This window comes from Vibrio sp. T9, assembly GCF_003123985.1.
GTDB lineage: Bacteria > Pseudomonadota > Gammaproteobacteria > Enterobacterales > Vibrionaceae > Vibrio > Vibrio diabolicus.
In genome coordinates this window covers 1-24508 of record NZ_NIGY01000012.1, presented here as the reverse complement: position 1 = coordinate 24508, position 24508 = coordinate 1, and the positions used below count along the sequence as shown (strand labels likewise).

Here is a 24508-nt window from a genome sequence, read left to right as displayed (position 1 = left end):
GGTTAATGCTATGACGATTAAGATTTCACAGCGGCATATCTTACGACGAGACAAGTGGTTACTTTCGTGCCTTACTTGGATACCGATTTTGCTCGCGATGATGATTTGGGGAGTGTTCTCTGCGGGCATTGCCCGGGATCTGCCAATCGGTGTGGTTGATCTACAACATTCCCAACTTTCTCGAAAGCTCATTCAATCTTTGGATGCGTCGTCGAGTCTGGCTGTTAATTATCACTACACCAGTGCAAACGAAGCAAAAAATGCGATGATTGAAGGCGATATCTACGCTTACGCGATCATCCCATCTAAGTTCGACCAAGATATTCTCCAACACCGCCAACCTCAACTCTCTGTCTTTTACAACAGTCAGTACATTTTGGTTGCGAAACTGATCAACTCTGCCGTTGCGCAAGCACAAGGCTATTTCGATGCTCAGGTTGAAGTAATGAGCAACTTGGCTAAGGGTAACACCACAACGCTAGCGGCGGCTGGGCAGGCTGTACCCGTGTCGACACAAATAACCGCATTATTTAACCGTAACAATAACTACGCACAATTTTTGGTAACGGCTATCGTGCCAGCCATTTGGCAAATATGTATTGTAGTAAGCACTATTTTGATTCTTACCGCGCACTTTCGCATTTATGGTGGAAAGAATGGCTTTGCGTTTTTGGGCGAAAAGCCATACGCCAAGCTCACTTCCCTATTAAGTCAGTACATTCCGGTCTTTATGGCGCAAGGTGCATTGTTCTTATACTGGTTTTATTCCGTGCTTGATTGGCCAATGGAAGGCAGTTTTTTGGTTATGCTATTAGCACAATTGGCGACGGTTATCGCCTGTATCATTATGGGGGCGTTGTTCTTCTTCTTGTCGATGGATCCTGCACGTGCGATGAGTTTTGCTGGCGCGTTTACGGCTCCAAGTTTCGCGTTCATGGGAATTACATTCCCAGTTTCTGACATGAACACGCTCGCTTATGCATGGCGTTCATTATTGCCGATTACCCATTACATTGAAGTGCAAGTGAGTCAAGCAAGCTATGGAGCATCGGCCGCACAATCTTTAAGCTCGCTATGGCCTATGGTTGGCTACGTTTTGCCCTTGCTCATTACCGCAGCCTTGATGGGTAAACATCGAACAGCTTCATCAACACGCCAAGCGAAGGAGGCGGTATGACATTGTGGCAACTGATTAAAGCGGAACTTAAGGCCGTTCTAACCAATCCAGTCGTTACGTTGACCGTTTTTGGTGGTGTCGTATTTTACTCGTTTTTATACCCTTTGCCTTATGCACAACAAACGCCTCGTGAACAACCAATCGCGATTGTTAATTTAGATGGTAGTCAGACGAGTTTAAAGCTGGAACGTATGGTTGATGCCACTCCACAAGTCAACGTAGTTACTCGACTTCATACGATTGCCGATGCAAAACAAGCATTTTTACAACGAGAGATCACCGGTTTTTTAGTCATACCAGAACACTTTTACAAAGACCTCATGTTAGGTAAAAGCCCGACTCTAGCCTACGCTGCGGACGCCTCGTATTTTCTCGTGTACGGAACCGTGGTAGAGGGATTGGCCCAAGCGGGAGGCACATTAGGGGCCCAAGTGAAAGTCAGTAAAATGGTGATAGATGGTGTGCCCATGAGTATGGCTAGCCATAATTACTCTGCTATTAAGCTTAATATGAAACCGACGTTCAACCCAACCATGGGTTACATCGAATACGTAGTGCCAGCAGTATTTGTTCTGATTTTACAACAAACGTTGATCATGGCGGTTGGATTACAAACGGGAACACAGCGTCATGGTCGTGGCTACTGGTCTCAAGTATCAACGGGATCGCTACTGCTTGTGAGAACGTTAGTATTTGTGGCAATTTATTATTTACTCGGCGCCTATTATTTTGGTTTTAGCTTCGAACGTTTAAGCGTAAACCATATCGCCAACGCGGGCGAACTACTGGCCATGTTGTTCCCGTTCTTTTTAGGTTGCTGCGGACTAGGCTTCTGGCTGGGTTACTTATTACCTCGGCGTGAACTTGTCACCTTAGTCGTCCTCGTGAGCTCTATGCCTCTCATTTTCTTGGCGGGTTTTATTTGGCCGATTGAAGCCATTCCTGCTCCCCTACTATGGATTGCAGATTTAAGTCCAAGTACATGGGCGATCAAAGCTTTCTTAGCGCTAAACCAAATGGGGGCAACCTGGCAACAAGTCGCTCCACATTGGACAGCACTTTGGGCACTCACCGTGCTTTGGGGTAGCGTTGGGTACTGGATTGCTAAGCGCAATAACAAGCCAGTTGTAACAGAAAGTCTAAGTTGATTTCTCTCTACAGCTCAAAGAGATAATCACAAATCAAAAACCTGATGGACGATCTGAGGGGCGAAATATCGCCCCTTTTTTTTATTGGCGATGTTAGCCAACGTGATTGGAAAGTTCGTTTAGCATGCTTCAGCCTCTCTAAATGGCACCTTCGGAACAATCCTATAACCTTATCGACAAATAGTTGATTTTTTTGAAGCATTGTTTATGTCACATGTTGTAACATTGCTTACCTAACGTATTGTAACAAGAGAGAATTGGATGTCTAAAGCGGAATCATCTTCCAGAAAGTTAAGCTTTATTATTATTAGCCTCGTTTTTGTGGTTTGGCTATATAGCTTGTGGGCAGATCGAGTAACACCAATCACTGGCACCGCTCGGATTCATTCTTATCTTGTCCGTATTACTCCAGAGGTTTCAGGGAACCTAACTGAAATCCATGTTCGCAATAATCAAGTCGTCAATGCTGGTGATGTGCTCTTCGAAATTGATCCAAGAGACTATCAAATTAATCTGCGTTCAGCCGAAGCAAACTTAGCCATTGCTGGCCAAAACATTGGAGCCAACACAGCGGCTGTTGAAGTGGCACAAGCTAAGGTCATTGAATCACTCGCAGCTCGTGACAACGCAAGAGAACAAGCAGCTCGCGTAACCGAGCTCGCCGCAAAAGGGGTATTGAGTAAATCTGAGCTAGACAACGCCATCGAAGCCAAAGCGCGAGCTCAAGCCACATTAGAGGCAGCAGAAGCGTCCTTAGCTCAAGCCAAGCATAATCTTGGCCCCGAAGGGCAAGATAATCCCCAGATTCTCGCAGCTATAGCAAATCTTGAAAAAGCGCAACTCGACTTACAACGGACGAAAGTGATTGCTCCATCAAAGGGGATCGTTTCTAACTTACAACTCACTGTTGGGCAAAAAGCGACAACTGGATCACCTCTTGTCACTTTCATTGATCCGAGAGGCGTGTGGGTATCAGCGCTTGTTCGCGAAAACTCACTCGAGCATGTTCGTGCGGGACAAAAAACAAAGATTGTGTTGGATGCTTTACCTGGCAGAGTGTTTGAAGGGCGAGTAGAAAGCATTGGTTGGGGTACTGGTGGCAGTAACGACGTCGATCCGACAACTGGCTTTTTGGTTGCAGACAATAATTCCTTAAACGCACAGCGCTATCCTGTAAATATTGTTTTTGAAGGCGGAGATATTCCCGAAAACGTACGTTATGGTTCGAAAGCAACGGTCGCTTTTTTAACTGAGCAAAGCACCTTTGGAGAGTGGCTGGCCTCTTTCTGGATGAGAGTGTTGAGTATCTGGACTTATGTTTCATAGTTCAGCAAACCCAATCATTAGATTGGTTTTCACTCCGATTCTTTTACTGTTTTACTTACAGTATTCAGGTGCGCCTACTCCCTTTATCGCGCCAATATTCGTTGTGATTTTTCTAACTCTGATGCCATCTAAGCCCCCGTTCAACATGATGTTGAAATTGCTGGTAATACTCTCACTTCTCAGCTTTGGCATCGTAACTTTAGCAGGAGCGCTCATGAGCTCTCCTAGTGGCTTCTTACTGTTTACTTGGTCACTTCTCTGTTGGAGTTATTACCGAAGTCATCGCGATCCCAAAGACATCGTTTCGACACTCACTTTGATTGTTGTATTGATTATCGTGGTCACAAGCCAACAAATGGGGTTGTCGCTTGAGGGGTTGCCATGGGTCTTATTTACTAGCTTCATTGTTGCGTTGGTTGCCACATATATTAGCTTTTGGTTATTCCCTGGGGACGAAAAAGATATACAACCAGACCAAACCACTCTTGATGGCGCAAACGAACATATCGGGCTTATCGTCTTTAAAGCAACCGCATTGTGTGTTGTTTTGTACGCGCTAATATCATCTGGAAGCTCTCAAACGCTATTGATCGCAATAACATTTGGCAGCATGATTAAGCACCCAGTTAATCAAGACAGTCATTCCTTTGGGCGGTATCGAATTATCACTACAAGCCTAGGGATCTTGTTTACTATTCCATGCATGCTTGCAGTAGCCACAGGTGCACCTACTTACGTTGTACTTGGCGTTACCATCTTTTGTGGCCTGCAACTAGCGTGTTTTGCAATACGTCGACAGACACACTTAACCATCTATCAATTGCTTTTTACTAACTTCACTGTGCTGACTTACCAGATTATTAACAATACGGGCATCGAATCATTTTCTGCTCAAATGACTCGATTCGTCTCTATTTCTATCGCTATAGTTCTAGGGGTACTGGTTCTCAATTTATTTAGATCAGAGCAAGAGGTGAAATAACTGCAGCCTCTCTTTCTTAAACTAAAGCGGCTGAGCGATATGAGCTTTCTCATTGAACGAAGCTTGAATAAGTAAAAAAGCATCGATTTTATAATCACATACAGAAGATTACTCCCTCCCAATAAACATTAACGTCCAATCAGAAGAGAAGAATTTTTCAAGTAAAAAACAAGACTCGAATTGAGTCTTGTTTATAAATGTGGTCTGGATGAATACGGTTATGGCGTCGCTTTAAAATCGCGGATTAGCTTCTCCCGATACGCCGTAACAACCCTCATGATAGAGTCTTTTACATCCCCTATTTGCTTAGAGGGTTGACACCAAAGGCCAAAACCAAACTTAAAGCCTTCTAGTAATTCACAGACTTCAACGGGCTCTATATCATTATTAGAAAATTCCGAATGAGCCAGCGTTCTAGGAAGAACTGCCCACCCTAGCCCTGCTTCAACCATTTTTACAACAAGAGCCAACTGATCGACTTCTTCATGATTCGAACTGACGATAACTTTTTCACCCATTCCTTCTTCAATGAAAGATCGCAACACAAATTGCTTGCTATTCCTCAACGCAGTTAACACTCGGTCGGGTGCCATAGAAGCCAGTTCACCACCTTTCTGGACAAAGGGAACAAATTCGAAGTGACCTAAAAACGTCGAGTCTAGACTGTGTATTGCACGGCTATCATGCACATTGACAATACCGAACTGGTACTCACCAGTCGCTAAACCTTCTTTGATCTCGTTACGGTTACGAACAAAAAAGTTAACTCGCATCATCGGAAAATCTGCCGCTAATTGAACACGAAGTAACACCAGCAAACGATGTGGGATGGCACTAGAATAGGCAATGCTGACACTCTCTAAGCCACCATGAGCAAGGCTCAATGCAACTTTGTCGAACGTACGGGCTTGTTCAATTGTTTGCTTTGCATAGTGGTAAAGAAGGCGAGCATCTTCAGTGGGTTCTACGGAACGGCCAACCCGATTAAACAAGCTCACAGCAAGTAAATCTTCTAAATTCGTAATAACCTGCCCGATGGTTGTTCTGTGCTTATTCAATTTTACAGCAGCCTTGCTAAACGAAAGCTCCTCGTAAACAGCAACGAATGCCAATAGTTGTTCAAGACTAAAATTCATAGGTTTTCTTATATCTTAGGGCTACATGGCTAAACTATCACAAGTTATTGAGAATGCTAGCTCGGAAGAGCGACTGTTGACCCGAGGCTTTTATCCTCATCACTAGATACGTAGTTATTCCGCACGTAAATGCGAAAACTTATCGCACTCACACTCTCCTTAAAGCACGTTCGACATCAGACGTAACTCATTACGAACTCTCTAAAAAAATACATTGATGGATTTGATCCTACAAAAGCGATTATTACATTTGTAGGATTTCTCTTATCTTTGCATTCATCAAATAAATAGAGAAAAGCACTATGAACTCAATGCCACATGAGCTTGTGTGGGGTGAAGTTTACTTCCCACCCTTGTTGCTGGTTATTGCATTGGCTTACATTCTCACCATTTTGGTTGGAACCGTTGCAACAAAATTAGGGGTACACAAATACGTTGCGTTTCCAGCACTTGCTGAGCTGAGCCTAATTGTGATTTTTACTGGCGTTATTGGTCGATTCATAACCATCTTTTGAGGCAAATTCCGTGATAAAACGTTATCTAATCACATTTTTATTACTGTGTTCCGCTGGCACTGTGATTTTCAGTTACTACCAATCATACTCAAACAATCCTTGGACTAGAGATGGTCATGTCAGCGCGTACATTGTGTCTATAACGCCCCGAGTAACCGGGCAAGTCATCAAGGTATATGTTGAAGACAACTCCCAAGTTAATGCGGGCGACTTACTGTTTGAGATTGACCCAAGCATTTATAAAGCCTCTTACCACAAAGCCCAGGCGGCTCAAAAGCAAGCCATTGCGTTGTTAGCGAAAGCCAAAAATGAAGAACAACGTGCACTGGAACTAGAAAAGCGTACACCTGGCGCGGTATCTGTGCTGACGTTGAACAATTTGAACAACGCCGTAGAGACAGCAATCGCAAACGTGGAGCTGGCGAAAGCAAACGTCGAAGAAGCAAAACTGAACCTTGATTACACCAAGGTGTACGCTCCAACAAATGGTTACATCACTAATTTTAATCTGCGCACCGGCTCCCAAGTTGTCGCAAACTCACCAGTTGTAGCATTAATTGATGAAGACAGCTTTTGGATCGAAGGCTATTTCAAAGAAACGGATTTAGTTGGTGTTGATCCACGAGATAAAGCATACGTGACCTTAATGATGCACGACGAAATGGTGCTGGAAGGTAAAATCAAGAGCATTGGTTATGGCATCGCGAAGCAAGACGGTAGTACAGGTAACAACCTTCTGCCTAATGTGAATCCTAATTTTCAGTGGATACGCTTAGCTCAACGCATTCCAATTAAAGTGAAATTAGACAACTTACCAAAAGATTTTCAACTACGCGTCGGTATGACGGCATCCATCAAAATAATCAAACAATAAGTGCGGTGAAATGTATGTTTAATGCCTCAACCAAAGAAGCAATTAAAGCTGCGCTGTCTATCGTTATCGCAATCTGCCTCGCCTTATGGTTTCAATGGGAGAAACCCTATTGGGCAGCGATCGCCGTCGCGGTAATGGCATTAAATGAAAGCTTCGCTCACTCGATAAACAAAGGTCATAACCGCCTAGTGGGAACCCTACTGGGCATTGGCTATGCCTTTTTCCTCATCACAGCATTTTCTCAAGATCGCTTCTTGTTCCTGACTTTTTTTACCCTATTTTTAGGTGTATGCATTTTCATGTCGAGCGACGAAAAGTACGGTTATGTGTTCTCCATAGGCTTTGCGGTGTGCTCTATCATCGCTTGTATGGGAGGGTTTGATAGTCAAGTGACGTTCCATTTCGCAGTACTTCGAATGCAGGAAACTATTCTTGGCATCATTACCTTCTCCGTTGTTTATCGTTTGGTTTGGCCAGTGAATACTGAAGAGAATTTCATTCAACGCTTTGAGAGCAGCCGTGAGGTGTTGCTTAAAGCTATAGACAAACCAAATGACATTGATATTGATGCCCTTGAAACCAACACAGCAAACATTGAGAAGATGTGCCAACTACTGGGATTACCGCTCACGGGCAGTTACCACCTCAAAGAACATCGAAAGCTGTGGCATCAGCGCCTCGAAGAGATGAAACGTATTCAAGAACGATTACTTGAACAAGTGGAAAAGCCCCACTGTGATGATATTGACTGGAAACCTGTGGCTCAAAACCTGACGCTATTTAATATCGCTCAGCCAACCACGCATCTAATTGGTCGTACCTTATTGACAGAACAAGTGAAACAGAAAACATCTTGGCATCGTGAACACCGGACTTTCATACAGCACTTGAAAGAAGACCGCAGAAAGGTTTTGCAAGGCCTATCGATGTTTATCACCTCGTTATTGGTTTGGATTTATCTCCCTGTACCAGGTGGGTTTATCTTCCCTATGTTGGCCGGTGTCTTTTCATCAATAGTACCTACAATGCCTCCTAGCGTTGTTAAAGATGCCTTCTTTGGCGTTTTGGGAACAGGTTCAGTGATACTGCTGCAATACATCTTCTTGATGCCCATGATGACTGAGCTCTGGCAACTAGGGTTATTTTATTTCATCAATATTATTTTGATTTGGGAGGTATTTTCTACACCACAGCTGATGATCCATAGGGTCTTAGGCGTCAATTTATTAGTGGTATTAACCTCAGGCGCACTTAACTTGACCCCGGAGTATCGTATCGAAACACCTTTACTCATGCTGGTAAACATCATGCTCATTTTGATGATCGCCAAGTTATTTAATGACCTGTTTCATCCCCGCGGAACCGCTTAAACAAGTAATTAAACTTAATAAGGAAATGCTTTGAACAGTGGGTTAGATCAAATTACGTAATGGCAAATAACACTGCCCGAAAAGGTAAAAATTAAAGACCAAACCAACACACTTTGAACAGGAAACATATGAAATATCAGCAGTGGGAATACTTTAATATCACGAAGTGAGAATAATATTTGAGGTTGAAGATCCCAACATGTAGCTAAAGATGCGCCTCTTTTGAGCCGAGGATGCTTGATCAAATATTCAGCATAGGATGAATAAACCGTCAACAACCCTAACAGCCCAAATAACTCGATGATAGAAATAACTTCCAGACTAAATGGCAATAGTGAAGGCCCACCAATGAGCAAGATAATTGCGAAGATCCACATCTTATTTTTCATTACACATCCTTGTTGCTGATTTACGCTTATGTATTACCAATAACAACACCAAGTAAAAACTGTTGGCCATAAAAACGCAACCCAACGTTGAACTTTTCATGTCAAGCGCTGGGTTGTGTTTTTTTAAGTACTTTTAAATGTAAAATCAGTCAGTTAAACTAGATCGAAGGACAGTTTCCTTTTTCTGCCATGTCTACTTTTAGTACTTCTGCTTTACCTTTGCTTTCGTCCACGAGTTCTACGCCCGCACCACCAACAAATACACCCATTTTAATGTATTGATTAACGAAATAATTACGGCCCTCTTCCGTTAAGATAGTTAAGTGATTTTCAGAAAACTCAGACTCTGTACTTACTTGATGTTCTTTATTGCCTTCGACCTCATGGTAGAAGAATACACCAGGAGCTGTTTCACCAATACATTCCCCATCGACGTAAACATACTTTTTAAGCGCTGCTCCGACAAAAGCATCTTCTCGATAAATGTAAATCCCTGCGTTCCCCTTTTGAGGTGCTTCAAATGATTTCATTTGATTTGATACTGTCGAATCAACAGTAGGTACAGAAGCACAACCTGATAAACCCAAAAGGAATGCGGAACAAAGAATTACTTTATTTTTCATGTTATTAACCTAGCTACGATAAAATCGCGCCAACCATACTATAAACAAATACATTCACTTATTGGTATTTTTGAAATTTGTGATTCAACCTATGCAATAGCACTCATTTAACGTATAGATTGAGCAAACATTAGCCATATAATAATCACGAGAATAAAATGCCCTGTATCTAACGATCACTAAATGCCACTTTACTCGCTAGACTGATAAGTAGAATACCTGAAACACCTTCAAGAGTTCTTGAATAACGTTGAGAGTGTGGACGACTAAATACCCAATTACCCACAGATGCGTACAAAACGTTACATGTCGTCGCAAGTGCGCTGAACAGCAAGCCAAGTACTAATAATTGCATTGATGTTGAGCTTGCAGACGTATCAATAAATTGAGGCAGAAATGATAGGAAGAATAACGCTACTTTTGGATTCAAGACGCTGACGATAACACCCTGAACAAACACATTTTTATTATTATCAACGTTTTTGTTTTCAACGATTTTACTTTCTCCACGCCACATGGACAGTAACGACTGAACACCTAAATAAACCAGGTAAGCAGCCCCTAACCATTTAACAACGCTAAAAGCCAAAGCTGAACTCAGAATTATTGCTGACAAACCTAAACATGCCGCTAATGTATGAAAAAAGTAACCAACACCAAGCCCCAAAGCCGCTTTCAGCCCAGCAGATAACTTACCTTTCATTGTATTGGAAACAACATAAATTACATCAGGCCCAGGAATCATGTTGATCGCGAGACAAGCGACAACAAATAGTAATAGTGAATTTGAATCCATTCTTTTCTCCAGATTAACTTCTTGCGGGATAACATCTCATCGAACTACAAGTAATGCAACGCCCAGGTTTCCCTTGATTACCAAAGCGTCGACCGTGGCTCATTGACGTGCCTGCTGTCGTAAGAGTCGCGGGGCCGGGGCTAGCGATGGCTGCGATAGCTGATACGACAATCAGTGAATAATTTATCTCTTCCATTTTTACTCTAAGCCTCCACATGAAGTTTTATCAACGCTTATCGCGGAATACTCTATTGAATGTACATCAGAAGCGTAATCCTGATTAAAACGCCAAGTGTCACGAATCAAGCTTGAGTTCTCTGGTATTTTACTGCTCCAAAATAACATCAAATCCACCATAAATGAGACGCTTTCCATCAAAGGGCATTGGGTTATTCTCAGGACTCATTCGAGGATCACCCATGATCCGCTGCCACCCTGAGTCTCGAACTTCTTTTGAAGGCCAGACTACCCATGAAAACACAACGGTTTCGTTGCTTTCAGCTTTAACTGCCATGGGAAACGATGTGATCTCACCATCTGGAACTTCACTTCCCCACGTCTCAATAACCTTTAAGGCCCCAAACTCCCTGAACATTTCTGCTGCTATTTTTGCGTGTGCGATATACTTTTCTTTATTCGCTGTCGGTACTGCAGCGACAAACCCATCAATGTATGACATAAGTAAACTCCTTTCATTGGAGTTATAACCATAGCTCAATAAAAAGAATGCACATGATGCCAAATCATAGAAGCAGGTACGTAATACAGCTTGAGAGCTACATTCCTAGCTTGGACTTTATATGCATATTTGAAAGGTATGTGTTTGGATCTAGCTTAGTTAGCGTATTTATAATTTCCAAAACGCTCGAATACTCAATACGTTCCTCTTCTGCATGCCCGATCCCACCTATTGTAAAGTGAGTAAAGCGGTAATCACGATAAACGTTTTGAAGCTGGCTAGAAATATCTTTGAGTAATCTTTTACTGAGGCTGAATGCAGGGTATTCACTATTTTCTGAAAGCTCTGCTGTAGATCCAATAGATACAATATTGCATTTATCGTTAAGTGAACCTAAAGCGTTAAGCTCATTGACTAAATTAAGATACCCAATCGGGCCAACATTCATAAACTCAATCAGTTCGTTTGTTGTCAATTTTGAAGACTCTCCCCACATCGACGCCAAATAAACTATGATGTCAAACTTTACACCTTTGAAGCACGTGTAATCTGGTTTTTTTATCGGGATCAACGTCAATACAAACAGAAGCGACTCCATCCTCAACTAGCTTTGATCTAGAAATAGTATAAATTTCTGTACCCTGTAAGTTCGTAGCCAAGAACCTTCCTAGCCCCTTACTACCTCCAACGATTAAAATCTGCATAACCCTATTCCTTGGTTAAGGTTGTCTTTCATATTATCCGCCAAACTGTGCATTAGGCATCACTTTAACGTTTCTATTGCCCTACTTAGTTCTATCTTCAATTTCATCAAATGGTTCAACTGAAATACGCTCTGCAATTTCACTCATCTTCTTCATTTTTTCTGGGTTACTAGTTCCCCAAAACCGCTCCCAGTCTTCACGTGTTCGCCACTTGGCAATAGTTAAAACCTTTTCTGGTACATCATAAGAACGAAGCATAAAACTACCAAACGCCCCATCTACTGACTGATGAATTGAACCTGTCGTTGAACGCCATATATTTTGAAACTCATCCATTTTTTCACTTGGCACACGCCATTCATACACAACTCTAAACATAACACTTCCAATAAAATTTCTAGATTTAATACGGCAAAATATCAAACACCCTAAGCCAGATTAATAGATGAATAAAGCAACATAGTAGAGCGTAGAGGCACCTGAAAAACAAAGCGTAAACGCTCTAAAACACTCCGAGGCGATTAGTCATGCACACATTCAAAGATTTGGTATTGACGTTTAACATTGGCTGTTACTTTTCCCCAATGTGAGGCTTGAACTCTTTCCTGATGTTGTTTAAAAGAGGCTTTGTCGACGAACTCCTCATAGACATCAAAACGAAAAGGGTTAGTCGAGTTTTGAGTCACAAGAAAAGTAAGGCAGCCCGGCTCTTCTAGCGTGAGCCTTTTGTGAGTTATTAACTCATGTTTTACTAATTCTAAATCCTTTTCCGGAACTAAAATAAAGCCTTTCAATGCTACCTTCGACATATCATCCTCCCACCCCTATCGTGTAGCGTAGCATTAAGAAGTAGCCAACGCGCCCTCAATCTCAATCATCATATCGCAAATGTGAATCTCACCATGAACTAATATGCCACGTGTTAGGAATCTATTTCGAGTGCCCTATCGACTTACGAGCATAAGGTTATCTCAACCCTTTCTTTGCCTTTACCGATGTTCTTGCGTTTTAGTTGAATTTGGCCGACTTCTGATGTGCGCTTTAAATGAGTGCCACCGCAAGGTACTTGCGCAAACCCATCCACTCTCCAATACCTTCTTTCACTCTCTTGATCGGAAAAGTCACTAATAATAACTGAATCAGAGTTAATCAAATCTTGCACATCAGTTTCAATTTCTTTCAATAACGGACCAATATTTTCAGGCCACTCGAAATCTATGCGACTCTTATTTTCAGAAATATGCGCGCCTATCTTAACAATGCCTTCCCGACGCTGATAAAACATCTCGAGCACCACTTCGGCAGCAAAATGTAGCTTCATTAAGGCGTATCTACGCTTCCAATCAACACACGTGATTACAGTGTCACCAAGAGTGAAATTTGGAGAGGATTCCAATGTGTAAATAAGTCGAACACCTAACTTTTGAGCAATCAAAACCGGAATACCATTAATCGTTCCTTTATCACTCTCTTGGCCTCCAGACTCCGCAAAGAAGATAGTCTGGTCCAATTCAACTTTATTTCCGTCTACATTGGTCACTCTTGAGTTAAGTTCTATTTGGTAGGGATTAACCCAAAATAATTTCTCGCTCATGCTGCTATCCTTGCAGTAAGTCCTAACCTTGATGGTACATTCAGTGACCACTAAGTCAATTCAAGAAACCTCACCGTCAAATGTAAGGCTACGTATAGAGCGCTGGCAGGCTATATCTATTAGATGCTTTTAAGGCTGGATATAGATGCTTTTAAGGCCGGATACTAAACGCAGTTCAGGGGTTTAGCTAACAACCCATAAATTGCGGAATCTGAGACTACTCCATTCACTTCCCAGCGCTCCCATACTCGTCTAGATTTGATAAACTTGAAACCGCTCGGGGCTAAAACCTTATCAATCTCCAAAATGAAAGCTTCGGAATGCTCTTTATTCATAATTACGTACTGATTCTGATTGCCTAACACCGAATAGAGGTGTGAGCAACTCCACCACCTAAGCGAAGCTGTTCCACCCTGAAAACAAAGCCCGACTTGAACCCAAGCCCCAAGCGCTGCCAATTTTTAAACAAGCTAGTGAACTACCACCACTGTTCTCACTAACTTATCACCGAGCCGTTGCCTCTTTTTACCAAGAATGAAAATTGAGTCAATAAAACCGAAGAATGGAGTAATAATATTTCTAAAAAGTGACTGAAAAATATTGCACCTTTTACCCGTTCTTGCACTTATAACTGCAATGCCCAAAAGTTTTTTGCCCACACTTTGACCATTTGGGAAACTATCAGAAAAAAGGTAATACGATACAGACGCTGTTACTGCTGTAGCGCGAACAAGTTCCTTTTCAATACCGATTTCTAAGCCGCCCCACAAAATGAGTGTAAAAATGCTAAAACTGACAAAAAAGTCAACCATTTGTCCAACACACCTTATTCCAGGACTAGCCAAAACGTAATTTTCTAGAGTAAAGTTTTCTACATTTTTCATTTTAAAATTTGGACTAACAATTGTTTATTTGTGGACTAACGTTATGGGTTGAATAACATCCCCACCAAACCTAATCCATAGTGCCGTAAAGCAGGTCAAACCTAAAGAGCCAAGCATTTTTCTCCCTTTTAAATACTTTACTACACTCGCTCTAAAGGCTGGATTGGTAATATTTCAACATCTCTTCTTGATTAAGCGCTTTATTTTCTAACTTTTGTTGATCTTTAAAGATTTGAGCTAATGAAGGGAGAATTGAGCGATTGACTTTATAGTCATCAGACCAAAGTTTCCCTCTCATCACAGCTTTCGCACAATGAAAGTACATACTCTCGATGACTATTTTGATAACAACCTTAGGATCTTTACTTCCATCGGGGCAAGCAGATATCAATTTGGAGTCTGTGTGAATACTTGCAATTCCTTTAATACGGAGTACTTCATCAATACCATTTACCATCAATAACAACCCAACTTTGGGGTTACTAATGATATTTTTTAGACTATCTATACGATTATTCCCCGAGCTATCAGGGAGCAACAATGTTGATTCATCTAAAACTTTTACGAAGCCAGGCTCCCCTCCTTTCGGAGAGAGATCGGTATAGCCTTGTGTATCGGCGGTACTTAGAACTGCAAAATGGCAATTATTAATTAATGTAATCGCATGAACATCCAGGGCAGGCAACGCTTTATTTTTAGCTCTCGCACTTGGCTCTGCGTAAATTTCTTTTAACTGCTCTATTGTTTTAATTTCACTCATTCAATGTTGTCCCTTCACTATCGTATAATGCTTTGCTTGGAAGTAAGCAGAACTCTGACTTCTGCATAGCCACTCAACCTAACGCAAAGTAAAAATGCTACGCGTGCAAATTATCTCTTCAACGCTTTATTATCTAACGACTTAAATTAAAGCCTTTCACTGAATTCCCCACACTGCTTACACTTGTAACCATGCTTGTAAAAGAACAATGGAAAACCCAGTAAAATAAAGACTAAGAAAGCTGGACGCTTACCTTTTGTAAATGCAAATAGCTCTTTACTACCACAGTTAGGGCAAACATCTTTTCCTTCATCAACGGCAAGTTCACTTTCTAATGATTCTGAGAAATCACTGCTAAGTATTTGTTTCGCGTCTTCTGCATCACTTTCGGCCACCATCAGACGAACGCCGCCCATTGCATTTGAATAAAGCCACTGAGTATTCACCGTGTGCTCGTCAGCAATGTGGCTTTCTATTCCGACACTATCTAGGCTTGCTCTCGCAATATGAGCTTCATGAGGAAAAGAAAACCTTGCTACTACAATCACATATTACTCCTTGTGGAAAAGCGCTCTCGTAAGGTATAAGCTACGCGAATTAAAAATGCCACGTGTGGCGTTTCTTTTCAAACAGTTTAGTAGCCCACTACAGACTAGTACATATACCCTAACCAATCTATATGACCAACAGCCCAAGTTTTGCCGCTGATAGGTTTAACATATAAATCATCGACTTGCTCTATAGCAACACCGTAATTTTTATGTTCATGAACTCGCAACCAAGAACTTAGAGAGTTAAGGCGCACATAACCATTAGCCACATAAAAACGATCCAAATCGGAGACTAAAATGATGAAGTCGACATCTTTAGTTGACGCATACTCGCTGAGTTGAGACAACATTGTTGTGCCAATACCTTGCCTTTGAAGTGTGCTCTCGACACAAAAGTCACTCACACCTAATACTTTATAAATTTCATCACCAACGCGAACAGCTCTGTAGTCTAATCCCATATAACCAACTAACTGGTCACCTTCGTACTTCAGAACTCTCATATGCGGGAGTTGCTTATAGTAAGAACGAGCAACCTGATGTTCAGGAAACGACTTGTTTCTCAGAGCCTCAATTGCATTATGCTGCGCTTTAGATAACTCGATTTCTGGGTAAATATCCATATTTGACCTTTGAGGGCTAATGACCTGTTAAAGGGTGATCAACACAATACCGAAACTCCCGCATACCGCCTTAATCACTGAGCTCAACGCATAGTTAAAATGCCACGCATAGCGAACCTATCTTAAACGCTATGTTATGCGCGTGGTTAATACATATCTACATAACCGTCCAACTTGCGAATTACCCCAATCCAACGCTCGATATTTGGGTAAGTTTCTAGGTTAAAACCACCCTCATCTGCGACATGGGTATAAGCATACAGTGCGATATCAGCAATAGAAATATTATCACCAACTAAGAACTTAGTTTTTGACAGCTGTAGTTCCATGATTTGTAATGCTTTATGGCCGCCTGATTGTAGTGATTTATATTCTTCTAGACGGTGCTCCGGCATACCTTGATACTTCTGAATAAAACGTAAGGCTCATGTGAGTATTGCTCAAAGAAAAGCCATTCGTACATTTTTGCTTTTTGATAACTGTCCTTAGGTAGATAAGGTGTATCTTCTGCAAAGTACCCCAATATTGCATTGGACTCACAGAGTACTCGACCGTCATCTAAAACGACTGTCGGAATTTTACCATTCGGATTTAGGGCTAAAAATTCTGTTGTTTTAGTCTCGTTATCTAAGATATTAACGTGTTTCCATTGGTGCTCAATGCCAAGGAATGACAATAGTAATTTTACTTTTAAGCAGTTACCTGACTGCAAATCTCCATATACAACCATGACACTCTCCATGTTTCAATTCGTAAAGCACATAACGCGCAGTTAAGGCTCGAACTACGCTACCACCTAAACAAAACAATTTTGCCTTAAACACGAAACCCAACCTTGAACTGAAAATGCCAAGCGTTGGGAGTCACTCTAAAATGCTTTGTTAGCTGGCTACTAGCACTGGCTTAATCTATCACGCTCACCTTTATAACCTCCAACCTTTCAACAAGTGCGTCAGCCATTAACTTTAACTTATCCGGCTGTTTTATAGAGTAGGATTTCATTGTTGCTAATACATCAACTCTTAACTTTTCTAACCGATTCGCCTCATTGCCTGTATGGTCTGTGAACACCATCCCTTCTAGCTCACTTAACCATTTGTCAAAAGACTCCGGGTTTTCAGATAGTAAAAGTAAAGTATTCTGAGGCTCAACTTTTAGTGCAACCAACAATAAGGGAGAAACTTCTCCCGAAATAGCTCCGTCTCTACGTTTCCAAATTTCTACCAAAGAAAAAAGCGTAGGAACTATTTTCGAACCGCCTTTTTTTTCAAGGTTTGATTCAATAGATTTGTAGTTTTCTATCATCCAGTTATGTAAGAGACTTACTTCTGGCGTCTTAGCATACAGTAGTCCTGAACAAAAAACAGACACAATTAAGATTGCCATATTCCTTATCATCATTGCTGCTCCAACTGATTAGATATATTTATGGTAATTTTTTTGTAGCTCGCGATTTCAGCAAAAATTTCTTTCAGAGCCGATTTACTATTACCTACATAGTAATGAGATTTAGCCACACTCCCCCACGTTTTACCAGGCATCAAACACCCAAGAGTGTCTTTGTGATAATTTCCGGCATGGATTAGAATAAACGTTCTCCCTGGAACATTTTGTAATTCATATACATTAGGATACTTCGGTGAGCTATAAGGCAATAATTTGTAAGCCCCTGCCTTGATCCTTTTATCGGATCCTTCAGTTATCGAGTCTGGTCCTGCGGGCTCCAATACAAACCAACTTTTACTTACTCCCTCAATCGTCAACTTACCTAAAGTTGTCTCTCCCATTTGATTTGTTCGCTTTAGATTTAGTTTAACTTCATCTAGTTTTTTCATTGCTCTTATCCTAGCTATCAAATCAATGAAATTAACAGAAGAGTATTGTTACAACAGATCCGTTTCATCATTAATAGAGACATCGCTAACTTAAATGAAATTGAGCATTAAGTTTTTTACACCAACTTTAGTGTAGACAGCTAACGCCGCGTTAAGGGACGCTGGCACACGATACAGAAGTGACCACATAACACCCTAACAAATTGAAAATGCCACGTGTGCCAAGTCCCTCTTAAACGCTTTGTTAGGTAATACTTTTACCAAGATCTCAACAAAGTTATGGACGCTGATTCAACTTTATTTTCAGATATGTCGACAACAAAGAAATCTGTATGAACTGCGACTAAATTATTATTCGAGTCGTAGCCGCCAATTACCGGATAGAAACCATCTCCCCCCCCCCCTGAATGGAAAAGAATAAGGTTCTTATCGCTATTAGGCAGTTGTATGTTTGCAAGCCCTTCACGTATTAGTGTTTTTCTGTTCGTTTGATTGAACCAGCAGTCATCTCTACCATTGTCAAAAAGTCCTTCATACCAACTATCTTCCTCGGGCATTACGCATAGTAAAAATGCCACGCGTTGCGAATCACTCTTAAACAGATTGTTATGGCTGTTTTTCAGGTACGAACCAAAACCAGAAAACTATTTATTCATTGATATATTTAATGTTAGTAGGTTCGACTGACACAACTCTACCGTCATCTAATTCAACAATAGCAACTGTTATTACATATGGATTGTTAGCTTCATCTCGTCGTTCTTGATTTCCAAACGTTTCAAAATATCCTTGAGATGGTTGGTCATAGCTATTTAACTTTACTAAACACTTTCTACGCTGATCTGACATCGTTTTTCCTTATTATTACATATAGATAATAAGGTTATAGAAACACCAAAAACAGTCAATAACCCATACGCATCCAAGCTCACAATTCGCAAATGTCGTTGACGAGAATTTAGAGTGTGTTAAAAGCCATAACGCCGCGTTAAGTAGTGAGCAACGGTACCACTGAACCTAAACTATTGTGCCATAAACACTTAAGCTGAATAGAACCAAAAATGCCACGCGTTGCGAATCTGCCTTAAACGCTTTGTTATGTGTTTATTCAAGTAATTTCTTAATGCCGTTTTGAGCTTGTTTATACCTTAGGTTAATTAAAGTCATCGCAACTTGCCCTACATCTTCGTAAAGGTTATCTGCATATTCATGGAGGTTTAGCGTGGGATCATATTTCTTGGCTTGAACAAAGCTCTCTACTTGGGAAATTCTCGCATTGGCACCTGGGCCTGCCTTAACGAGCATAAACTCTTTCCATGGTTTTTGCTGCTTTTGATTATTACAAGGAGAGCAACATGGCACTACATTTCCCCACGCATGCAAACCTAACTCAGTCTTGTTCATTGGGATTAAGTGATCTTGTGACATAGACTTGCGGTTAATTTCAACACCGCAAAAACAACATTGGTAATCGAAAAACTCTAAGAGTTCGTCTTTTTGAGCAACCTTAGGCCCAAAAGGCTCATAACCTCGAGCTTCATCATAGAACCTTCCGACTTCCTGAAGAAAAATGCGAATTGCACTATTTGAGATGTCAGATTTACTACGCGCCATAAAGAGCTCCACTTTAACATACGGATTTAAAAGTTAATTATTGCCTAAATTTGCCTAAACACATAACGCCCTGCTAAGGGGTGAGCAACGCAATACCGAAGCCGCTGCAAACCACCTTAATCACTAAAATCAACGCACAGTAAAAATGCCACGCGTTGCGAATCCCTCTTGAGCAGTTTGTTAGTCGCGAGGCACCGAGCGACAGTTTTAAGCCGAACTAAACTTTGCGAACAACAAACTTTATGTGCTTTGATACACTTAAGTCAGGCGTAGTCTCAAAGCGGCTAGTCAATGAAACCACTTGGAACAAACAACGCCGCAGAAAACGGACTGACAACACCAAAAAGCGCTTTTGGAAAGCCAATCTCACAGTGCGGACTTTCAACAAAGTCACTGAAACCACGTGGAACTTACAACACCAGAGAAAACGTCATTTCAGCGAGTAAATCGGCTTTTGTACCCAACAAACTCACCGAGCGGAGTTGCAACCAAAAACAGACTCTCGATTGCCCTGCTCTGTCAGCACCAAAGAACAAAAAACGCTAGGACAATTGCAAAACTTGGACTTAAAACAGCTGAAAATGAGTTTGGACCAACGTCGATGAACCTGTGAACCGGACAAACAGTTGCCAAATATTGAGCTTAGAAACATGATTTTGATTGCTAGCTTTTTCTGGCGACTAACGCCCTGTTAAGGTGTGAGCAACGCGATACAAAAGCCGCCGCATACCACCTTAATCACTTAGACCAACGCATAGTAAAAATGCCACGCGTTGCGAATCACTCTTAAACAGTTTGTTATACGTAAATCAGAAGAGGCAATACCGTTTAGTCGTGTTCTTGTGCTGTGTATTTGTTTAAAAAATCATAGCTCAACGTCGGTAGTGGTCGGGTATAGAACGCCTCTGGTACATAGTCAGTCTCAAAACCAATGCGGTAACCATACCTTGCAAAGGCGACTTTGGCCAGGGTGGTCAGTTGCATGGAGAAATAGCCGTGTTTTGAATCATTCAAACGTGGCTGGCTCCAATATTCTTGGTGATTTTGAACTGCCGAGAACATTGCCTTTTGGTAGGTTTTTTCATCAGCTCCACCAAATACTTTCATCATCACATCGATCATTGGTAAATGAAGGTAGGTGACAGCATCAGGCTCACCGTGATTCACCGGCTCAGAAGCACTAAGGTTGACGTACTCCTGAATCAAATCCATGGGCTCACCATCACTCAAACCGAAAACGCACCCGATCAACCTCAGTAAAACTTTACCAGATTGACCTAGCCATTTAATTTGCGGGTGATCCACGGTTTTGACGAAGCGTCTTGCGCTATCAAAATCTTCACACAACAGAGAGAACCACGTTAAACCATAGAGATCACCACCTTGAATCCTCCGATAATCCCTGTCAGTGTGAAAACCAAATGACACCTCTTTATTTGGTAACGAAATGGTAATCTTTTCGCCATCCTCCAGTAAGGCATATTCAATACTTTTTGATTCAAAATATTGCCAAGCGACAAGAGAGTGCAATGCACTGTCAATGTCCGCAAGTTTTAAATATAGTGATCTAGTGTAAATCGCAAACCCCAAATCTCCTGGATTGACATAATTCCACCCCTCACTTTCTGCCAACTCAGTTGTAATGATATCTGTTAAAGCTGCAATATTTCCTGGTTGCTCTTTGTATACTTTTCGGGCGCCATCGTAGTTGATTGGCGGGTATTGTTGTGTCGTCATTTATTACTCAATTTATATTTTATCTAGCACGAGGAGTACTCTGGCGTATAACGCCGCGTTAAGTGGTGAGCAACGCATACTACCTTACTTAAACCATTGTGCCGTAAACACTTAAGCTGAATCAAACCGAAAATGCCGAGCGTTGGGAATCCCTCTTGAACAGATTGTTAGCTGTGTACTACAACACTAGCATTAAAATCAAAGGCCCCAAAACTGCAACAACCATCATCAAAAACCAAAGATAAATCATCAATGATAGGTAAAGCGAAAATATCCCTTTTACAGCATTTTCCAGTTCGATACCTTTATTATTCTGTAAAAAGTACGCTAACTCTGCCCTAGGAATGGAGCCTGCAACTTTTCGAAACTTAAGCTTCAAAAGCATAAGACCCATTGAGGTAGGTACACTAAGCATCAACAGATACAACATGTAAGACATGAAGGTGTTTTCGGGAGATTTGTTACCTGAAACTATAGCCGCAATAATGATGACTAAGAATAGAGAGAAAAAACCTTTAAATGATGAAAAGACTGAGTCTCGCGTTTTAACATATAGCCAAAATAACGGCTTATCGATTATTTTCATTTGTTTCTCAAACAGCTAACGCCTTGCTAAGGTGTGAGTAACGCAATACAAAAGCTACCGCACAGTGCCTTAATCCCATAAGCCACCGCAAAGTAAAAATGCCACGCGTTACGAATCACTCTTAAGCAATTTGTTAGTACATGCGCTACTTCTATTTGTGCGCTCCAAGATATTGAAAAGTGGCATGATATGAAAGGCTTTGAACACTGAAGTGAGACGGGCAGCTACAAAACTTTACCGCCATTGAGGGACGAGAGCTGGCTTGAAAAAAAACGCACTGAACTGCCCTACTTTTACTGGCTTCAAATTAGAAAAGGATTCGGTCCTAGTACTCTGACGACAGCATCAATTACAAACAAGGTTCTCTCAAAAGCCACCACGAAAATGAAGAAGCACCAAAGAAATAGGTTAAGAGTTAGAAACCGTAAACGGTGAAATCAAAGCGAACACTCCGCATATAGTGCCACCGGATAGAACGTGAAAGGCACTAACTGAAAGGTGTAAATTCGAGCGCCAAAACAGATAAACACCAGAACTTGTGACCTTTGATGTCAAACCCGTACTAACGCCCTGTTAAGGGGTGAGCAACGCAATACCGAAGCTACCGCAATCCACCTTAAACACAAAACGCAACGCATAGCAAAAATGCCAAGCGTTGCGAATCACTCTTAAACAGTTTGTTATGTATTTTGGGTGCACAAATTTAATGGCAAACTTTATTATAGAGAATTTAATACCACTTTCTTAGAAACCTAAAGATTAGAGAAAGTAAAATAAATGCAATAAGACTTAAGTAAGCGCTCCATCTAACTTGTTCGGCGTTAAATTTATTTATCCTATGAAGACCATCAGAACTCGAAAGAAGAACTTCATCTCCAGCCTTAACATAAACAGTATAATAGATATTATCTACATGCGTTCTAACTAGCCCAACACTTAGATTTTCTGTATCTTTACGCGAACCATATCCTAGGGAATAGTAGTGATTTATTGAATTAAAGTCATACCATTGAACTTTAATATCGTGCTTGTATTCTTTATCAAAAAGAATTTGATAAGATAATCCACGACCAGCTGTACCATGCTTACCAGTTACCTCAGCTTTATGATATAACACATCATTATCAGTGTATGGTCCCTCAATAACTCTATTTTCTACAACACATATCGACATAATAAAAATGGCCATGAGAATTCCAGGCGCATAATATGACCCACACATTCTCTTAACAGTACGAATCATGCTTTTACTCGTTTCTAGTTGCATTGACAGTAGCTCCAACGTTAATTAGCCAGTTATCACTAACCCACAGATTAAAATACATAACGCCGCGTTAAGTGGTGAACAACGCCAACCACTAAACCTAAACCATTGTACGTTAAACACTTAAGCTAACTTGAACTGAAATCGCCACGCGTTGTGAATCCGCCTTAAACGCCTTGTTAGGCGAAGTTTCCCACCAGTGTTTAAGTTGCTTTGAAAGCAGATTACCCGAAACAAAATAAGCAACCAAACACCCACTGACTTTTTGTGATTCAAGAACCATAAAACCCACTATGTTTCAGCCGAAATTTCGACAACCACGAGATACAGACTTTCAGCGTTCCAGTTGCTTTTGAGGAAGCGAAACGTAAAGCTGCAAACTTAAAGCAAGAACGAAAGCCTCGATTAATTTGCCCTTTCCACACTTTGAGCAAGTGAGATTCGCAACCAACCGACTGTGAAAACCAATGAGGCAACACGCGAACCTTGGCATGTTTAACGGCCAGAGAGATTCAAGAATTTGAGCCGACAATGTTTAATTACCGGCTTAGAAAAACGAATGCTCAAAGAGAACTAAGAAGATGAGAACAAAGAACTTTCCTGCCCGTCGCCTAACGCCGCATTAAGGTGTGAGCGGCGCTTGGCTATACTTGAGCGAAGCGAAACTGCCAAGCGTTGCGAATCACTCTTGAATGCTTTGTTATGTGCGTGCTAAACGGTAGCGCCTTACCGTACCCTCACTCTCATCTGTGTAGTTACCGAGGTATTCACCACCACAGTTTTCGATGACCTTTTGAGATGCGGGATTGTCAATTGAGCAAGTAACAATAACTGAATCAGTGACAACATGGTCTCGCACCCAAGCAAGCAGAAATGAGGCTACACCCTTACCACGAGCTGACGGTCTAGTTTCGTAGCCAATATGACCAATGACATTTTCTACGTTGGCATTAGTACCTTTGCGAACTCGGATTGCACCTAAAATTTCGGAGTTCGATACACAGTAGTAAGTTGTGCTAGGTAAATATCCTTTGGGTAACTCGGAGATTGCCTTTGAACGTTCGATCAAACCTGACAAATAAGCTATCGGATCTTGCTCCACACCCGAATATTTTGGAATACCCGACTCTAGGCATTCTTTCGCATAACTCGCTAATAATGGGGCCAAATCAAGGTTGGCCTCTATCACTTCCATGTCAATTTTTCTCATAAGCACATAACGCCCTGTTAAGGTGTGAGCAACGCAATACCAAAGCTGCCGCATACCACCTTAAACACTAAAACCAACGCATAGTAAAAATGCCACGCGTTGCGAATCACTCTTAAACAGTTTGTTATGTT

At 41.3% G+C, this 24508-nt stretch carries 28 protein-coding genes and 2 pseudogenes; 8 read left to right on the top strand and 22 right to left on the bottom strand.

Translation table 11 applies throughout. From position 1 onward, the window contains the following. Positions 1–10: 10 nt before the first annotated feature. The 4 genes from CBX98_RS21220 to CBX98_RS21205 all read left to right on the top strand — a co-directional run bounded on the left by CBX98_RS21220 (position 11) and on the right by CBX98_RS21205 (position 4633). A complete protein-coding gene (locus tag CBX98_RS21220; protein ID WP_109170212.1) occupies positions 11–1177 on the top strand; it encodes an ABC transporter permease in 1167 nt (388 codons plus the stop codon). Next, positions 1174–2325, top strand: a complete 1152-nt coding sequence (locus CBX98_RS21215; RefSeq protein WP_109170211.1) for an ABC transporter permease — start codon at positions 1174–1176, stop codon at positions 2323–2325. Before CBX98_RS21220 ends, CBX98_RS21215 begins: the two co-directional genes overlap by 4 nt. A 261-nt stretch (positions 2326–2586) precedes the next feature. Continuing rightward, the gene (locus CBX98_RS21210) at positions 2587–3651 is read left to right on the top strand and encodes an HlyD family secretion protein (protein WP_109170210.1); all 1065 of its coding nucleotides are present in this window, start codon (positions 2587–2589) and stop codon (positions 3649–3651) included. After that, complete coding sequence (locus CBX98_RS21205; protein WP_005397349.1) at positions 3641–4633, top strand: DUF2955 domain-containing protein; 993 nt, start codon at positions 3641–3643, stop codon at positions 4631–4633. The genes CBX98_RS21210 and CBX98_RS21205 overlap by 11 nt, the downstream gene beginning before the upstream one ends. Positions 4634–4851: 218 nt before the next feature. On the opposite strand, the gene CBX98_RS21200 is transcribed toward CBX98_RS21205, so the two are convergent. Beyond that, entirely contained in the window at positions 4852–5769 is a 918-nt protein-coding gene (locus tag CBX98_RS21200; RefSeq protein ID WP_109170209.1) for a LysR family transcriptional regulator, read from the bottom strand. Between the two features lie 302 nt (positions 5770–6071). Between CBX98_RS21200 and CBX98_RS21195 the strand changes: the two genes are divergently transcribed. From CBX98_RS21195 to CBX98_RS21185, 3 genes are read left to right on the top strand one after another with little or no spacing between them, the layout of a single operon-like run. After that, positions 6072–6284 (top strand): DUF1656 domain-containing protein, encoded by a 213-nt coding sequence (locus CBX98_RS21195; protein ID WP_012841753.1) that lies wholly within the window; start codon positions 6072–6074, stop codon positions 6282–6284. A gap of 10 nt (positions 6285–6294) precedes the next feature. After that, positions 6295–7158: an HlyD family secretion protein gene (locus CBX98_RS21190; protein ID WP_109170208.1), complete on the top strand. Its 864-nt coding sequence runs from the start codon at positions 6295–6297 to the stop codon at positions 7156–7158. A 14-nt stretch (positions 7159–7172) separates the two neighbouring features. Continuing rightward, complete coding sequence (locus CBX98_RS21185) at positions 7173–8528, top strand: FUSC family protein (protein WP_109170207.1); 1356 nt, start codon at positions 7173–7175, stop codon at positions 8526–8528. Positions 8529–8575: 47 nt separating this feature from the next. Here the strand turns inward: CBX98_RS21185 and CBX98_RS21180 are convergent, their stop codons facing one another. The 17 genes and pseudogenes from CBX98_RS21180 to CBX98_RS21080 form a co-directional block, all read right to left on the bottom strand. Then, positions 8576–8917 carry a hypothetical protein gene (locus CBX98_RS21180; RefSeq protein WP_109170206.1) on the bottom strand — a complete coding sequence of 114 codons (342 nt, stop codon included), beginning with the start codon at positions 8915–8917 and terminating at the stop codon, positions 8576–8578. A gap of 158 nt (positions 8918–9075) precedes the next feature. Beyond that, entirely contained in the window at positions 9076–9540 is a 465-nt protein-coding gene (locus tag CBX98_RS21175) for a DUF2846 domain-containing protein (protein WP_005397344.1), read from the bottom strand. A 169-nt stretch (positions 9541–9709) separates the two neighbouring features. Next, entirely contained in the window at positions 9710–10336 is a 627-nt protein-coding gene (locus CBX98_RS21170) for a LysE family translocator (RefSeq protein ID WP_109170205.1), read from the bottom strand. A 325-nt stretch (positions 10337–10661) separates the two neighbouring features. Next, positions 10662–11015, bottom strand: a complete 354-nt coding sequence (locus tag CBX98_RS21160; protein ID WP_012841750.1) for a DUF1428 domain-containing protein — start codon at positions 11013–11015, stop codon at positions 10662–10664. Between the two features lie 97 nt (positions 11016–11112). Next, positions 11113–11490, bottom strand: a complete 378-nt coding sequence (locus tag CBX98_RS26640; RefSeq protein ID WP_242446605.1) for a hypothetical protein — start codon at positions 11488–11490, stop codon at positions 11113–11115. A 310-nt stretch (positions 11491–11800) separates the two neighbouring features. After that, positions 11801–12097, bottom strand: coding sequence for an antibiotic biosynthesis monooxygenase (locus CBX98_RS21150; RefSeq protein WP_109170204.1), 297 nt, complete (start codon positions 12095–12097; stop codon positions 11801–11803). 143 nt (positions 12098–12240) lie between these two features. Further along, a complete protein-coding gene (locus CBX98_RS21145; RefSeq protein ID WP_109170203.1) occupies positions 12241–12528 on the bottom strand; it encodes an antibiotic biosynthesis monooxygenase in 288 nt (95 codons plus the stop codon). Between the two features lie 143 nt (positions 12529–12671). Further along, on the bottom strand, positions 12672–13313 hold the full coding sequence (locus tag CBX98_RS21140; protein WP_109170202.1) for an alanyl-tRNA editing protein: 642 nt from the start codon (positions 13311–13313) through the stop codon (positions 12672–12674). A gap of 470 nt (positions 13314–13783) precedes the next feature. Further along, positions 13784–14197, bottom strand: coding sequence for an RDD family protein (locus tag CBX98_RS21130; RefSeq protein WP_347338219.1), 414 nt, complete (start codon positions 14195–14197; stop codon positions 13784–13786). Positions 14198–14348: 151 nt separating this feature from the next. Beyond that, the gene (locus tag CBX98_RS21125; RefSeq protein WP_012841745.1) at positions 14349–14957 is read right to left on the bottom strand and encodes a pyridoxamine 5'-phosphate oxidase family protein; all 609 of its coding nucleotides are present in this window, start codon (positions 14955–14957) and stop codon (positions 14349–14351) included. A 146-nt stretch (positions 14958–15103) separates the two neighbouring features. Further along, a complete protein-coding gene (locus CBX98_RS21120) occupies positions 15104–15505 on the bottom strand; it encodes a DUF2007 domain-containing protein (RefSeq protein WP_104971817.1) in 402 nt (133 codons plus the stop codon). Between the two features lie 104 nt (positions 15506–15609). Beyond that, positions 15610–16131: a GNAT family N-acetyltransferase gene (locus tag CBX98_RS21115; protein WP_104971818.1), complete on the bottom strand. Its 522-nt coding sequence runs from the start codon at positions 16129–16131 to the stop codon at positions 15610–15612. Positions 16132–16277: 146 nt separating this feature from the next. Continuing rightward, positions 16278–16861, bottom strand: a pseudogene (locus tag CBX98_RS26830) (glutathione S-transferase family protein). A 173-nt stretch (positions 16862–17034) separates the two neighbouring features. Beyond that, positions 17035–17517 (bottom strand): hypothetical protein, encoded by a 483-nt coding sequence (locus tag CBX98_RS21100; RefSeq protein WP_146192903.1) that lies wholly within the window; start codon positions 17515–17517, stop codon positions 17035–17037. 11 nt (positions 17518–17528) lie between these two features. Continuing rightward, positions 17529–17966 carry a DUF5675 family protein gene (locus CBX98_RS21095; RefSeq protein WP_041852942.1) on the bottom strand — a complete coding sequence of 146 codons (438 nt, stop codon included), beginning with the start codon at positions 17964–17966 and terminating at the stop codon, positions 17529–17531. 648 nt (positions 17967–18614) lie between these two features. Further along, positions 18615–18815: a hypothetical protein gene (locus CBX98_RS21085; RefSeq protein ID WP_109170198.1), complete on the bottom strand. Its 201-nt coding sequence runs from the start codon at positions 18813–18815 to the stop codon at positions 18615–18617. A 255-nt stretch (positions 18816–19070) separates the two neighbouring features. Next, positions 19071–19580 carry an HNH endonuclease gene (locus tag CBX98_RS21080; RefSeq protein ID WP_109170197.1) on the bottom strand — a complete coding sequence of 170 codons (510 nt, stop codon included), beginning with the start codon at positions 19578–19580 and terminating at the stop codon, positions 19071–19073. 291 nt (positions 19581–19871) lie between these two features. Between CBX98_RS21080 and CBX98_RS26825 the strand changes: the two are divergent. After that, positions 19872–20193 (top strand): annotated as a pseudogene (locus CBX98_RS26825) (hypothetical protein). A gap of 215 nt (positions 20194–20408) precedes the next feature. Here CBX98_RS26825 and CBX98_RS21065 read toward each other — a convergent pair. The 4 genes from CBX98_RS21065 to CBX98_RS21040 all read right to left on the bottom strand — a co-directional run bounded on the left by CBX98_RS21065 (position 20409) and on the right by CBX98_RS21040 (position 24362). Then, positions 20409–21317, bottom strand: a complete 909-nt coding sequence (locus CBX98_RS21065) for an Imm49 family immunity protein (protein WP_109170196.1) — start codon at positions 21315–21317, stop codon at positions 20409–20411. A 178-nt stretch (positions 21318–21495) separates the two neighbouring features. Further along, positions 21496–21903: a hypothetical protein gene (locus CBX98_RS21060; protein WP_109170195.1), complete on the bottom strand. Its 408-nt coding sequence runs from the start codon at positions 21901–21903 to the stop codon at positions 21496–21498. A 730-nt stretch (positions 21904–22633) separates the two neighbouring features. Continuing rightward, positions 22634–23170: a hypothetical protein gene (locus CBX98_RS21045; protein WP_029793274.1), complete on the bottom strand. Its 537-nt coding sequence runs from the start codon at positions 23168–23170 to the stop codon at positions 22634–22636. 697 nt (positions 23171–23867) lie between these two features. Beyond that, entirely contained in the window at positions 23868–24362 is a 495-nt protein-coding gene (locus CBX98_RS21040) for a GNAT family N-acetyltransferase (protein WP_109170193.1), read from the bottom strand. Positions 24363–24508 lie beyond the last annotated feature (146 nt).

What these genes read in the sequence shown, in the direction of transcription:
- CBX98_RS21160 (WP_012841750.1), bottom strand. Translation starts at nt 11,015, where the DNA reads ATGTCATACATTGATGGGTTTGTCGCTGCAGTACCGACAGCGAATAAA.
- CBX98_RS21220 (WP_109170212.1), top strand. Translation starts at nt 11, where the DNA reads ATGACGATTAAGATTTCACAGCGGCATATCTTACGACGAGACAAGTGG.
- CBX98_RS21100 (WP_146192903.1), bottom strand. Translation starts at nt 17,517, where the DNA reads ATGGCAATCTTAATTGTGTCTGTTTTTTGTTCAGGACTACTGTATGCT.
- CBX98_RS21045 (WP_029793274.1), bottom strand. Translation starts at nt 23,170, where the DNA reads ATGCAACTAGAAACGAGTAAAAGCATGATTCGTACTGTTAAGAGAATG.
- CBX98_RS21130 (WP_347338219.1), bottom strand. Translation starts at nt 14,197, where the DNA reads ATGAAAAATGTAGAAAACTTTACTCTAGAAAATTACGTTTTGGCTAGT.
- CBX98_RS21210 (WP_109170210.1), top strand. Translation starts at nt 2,587, where the DNA reads ATGTCTAAAGCGGAATCATCTTCCAGAAAGTTAAGCTTTATTATTATT.
- CBX98_RS21180 (WP_109170206.1), bottom strand. Translation starts at nt 8,917, where the DNA reads ATGAAAAATAAGATGTGGATCTTCGCAATTATCTTGCTCATTGGTGGG.
- CBX98_RS21195 (WP_012841753.1), top strand. Translation starts at nt 6,072, where the DNA reads ATGAACTCAATGCCACATGAGCTTGTGTGGGGTGAAGTTTACTTCCCA.
- CBX98_RS21060 (WP_109170195.1), bottom strand. Translation starts at nt 21,903, where the DNA reads ATGAAAATAATCGATAAGCCGTTATTTTGGCTATATGTTAAAACGCGA.
- CBX98_RS21065 (WP_109170196.1), bottom strand. Translation starts at nt 21,317, where the DNA reads ATGACGACACAACAATACCCGCCAATCAACTACGATGGCGCCCGAAAA.
- CBX98_RS21095 (WP_041852942.1), bottom strand. Translation starts at nt 17,966, where the DNA reads ATGAAAAAACTAGATGAAGTTAAACTAAATCTAAAGCGAACAAATCAA.
- CBX98_RS21175 (WP_005397344.1), bottom strand. Translation starts at nt 9,540, where the DNA reads ATGAAAAATAAAGTAATTCTTTGTTCCGCATTCCTTTTGGGTTTATCA.
- CBX98_RS21185 (WP_109170207.1), top strand. Translation starts at nt 7,173, where the DNA reads ATGTTTAATGCCTCAACCAAAGAAGCAATTAAAGCTGCGCTGTCTATC.
- CBX98_RS21215 (WP_109170211.1), top strand. Translation starts at nt 1,174, where the DNA reads ATGACATTGTGGCAACTGATTAAAGCGGAACTTAAGGCCGTTCTAACC.
- CBX98_RS21085 (WP_109170198.1), bottom strand. Translation starts at nt 18,815, where the DNA reads ATGTCAGATCAGCGTAGAAAGTGTTTAGTAAAGTTAAATAGCTATGAC.
- CBX98_RS21080 (WP_109170197.1), bottom strand. Translation starts at nt 19,580, where the DNA reads ATGGCGCGTAGTAAATCTGACATCTCAAATAGTGCAATTCGCATTTTT.
- CBX98_RS21040 (WP_109170193.1), bottom strand. Translation starts at nt 24,362, where the DNA reads ATGGAAGTGATAGAGGCCAACCTTGATTTGGCCCCATTATTAGCGAGT.
- CBX98_RS21125 (WP_012841745.1), bottom strand. Translation starts at nt 14,957, where the DNA reads ATGAGTGAAATTAAAACAATAGAGCAGTTAAAAGAAATTTACGCAGAG.
- CBX98_RS21115 (WP_104971818.1), bottom strand. Translation starts at nt 16,131, where the DNA reads ATGGATATTTACCCAGAAATCGAGTTATCTAAAGCGCAGCATAATGCA.
- CBX98_RS21205 (WP_005397349.1), top strand. Translation starts at nt 3,641, where the DNA reads ATGTTTCATAGTTCAGCAAACCCAATCATTAGATTGGTTTTCACTCCG.
- CBX98_RS21150 (WP_109170204.1), bottom strand. Translation starts at nt 12,097, where the DNA reads ATGTTTAGAGTTGTGTATGAATGGCGTGTGCCAAGTGAAAAAATGGAT.
- CBX98_RS21170 (WP_109170205.1), bottom strand. Translation starts at nt 10,336, where the DNA reads ATGGATTCAAATTCACTATTACTATTTGTTGTCGCTTGTCTCGCGATC.
- CBX98_RS21200 (WP_109170209.1), bottom strand. Translation starts at nt 5,769, where the DNA reads ATGAATTTTAGTCTTGAACAACTATTGGCATTCGTTGCTGTTTACGAG.
- CBX98_RS21140 (WP_109170202.1), bottom strand. Translation starts at nt 13,313, where the DNA reads ATGAGCGAGAAATTATTTTGGGTTAATCCCTACCAAATAGAACTTAAC.
- CBX98_RS21145 (WP_109170203.1), bottom strand. Translation starts at nt 12,528, where the DNA reads ATGTCGAAGGTAGCATTGAAAGGCTTTATTTTAGTTCCGGAAAAGGAT.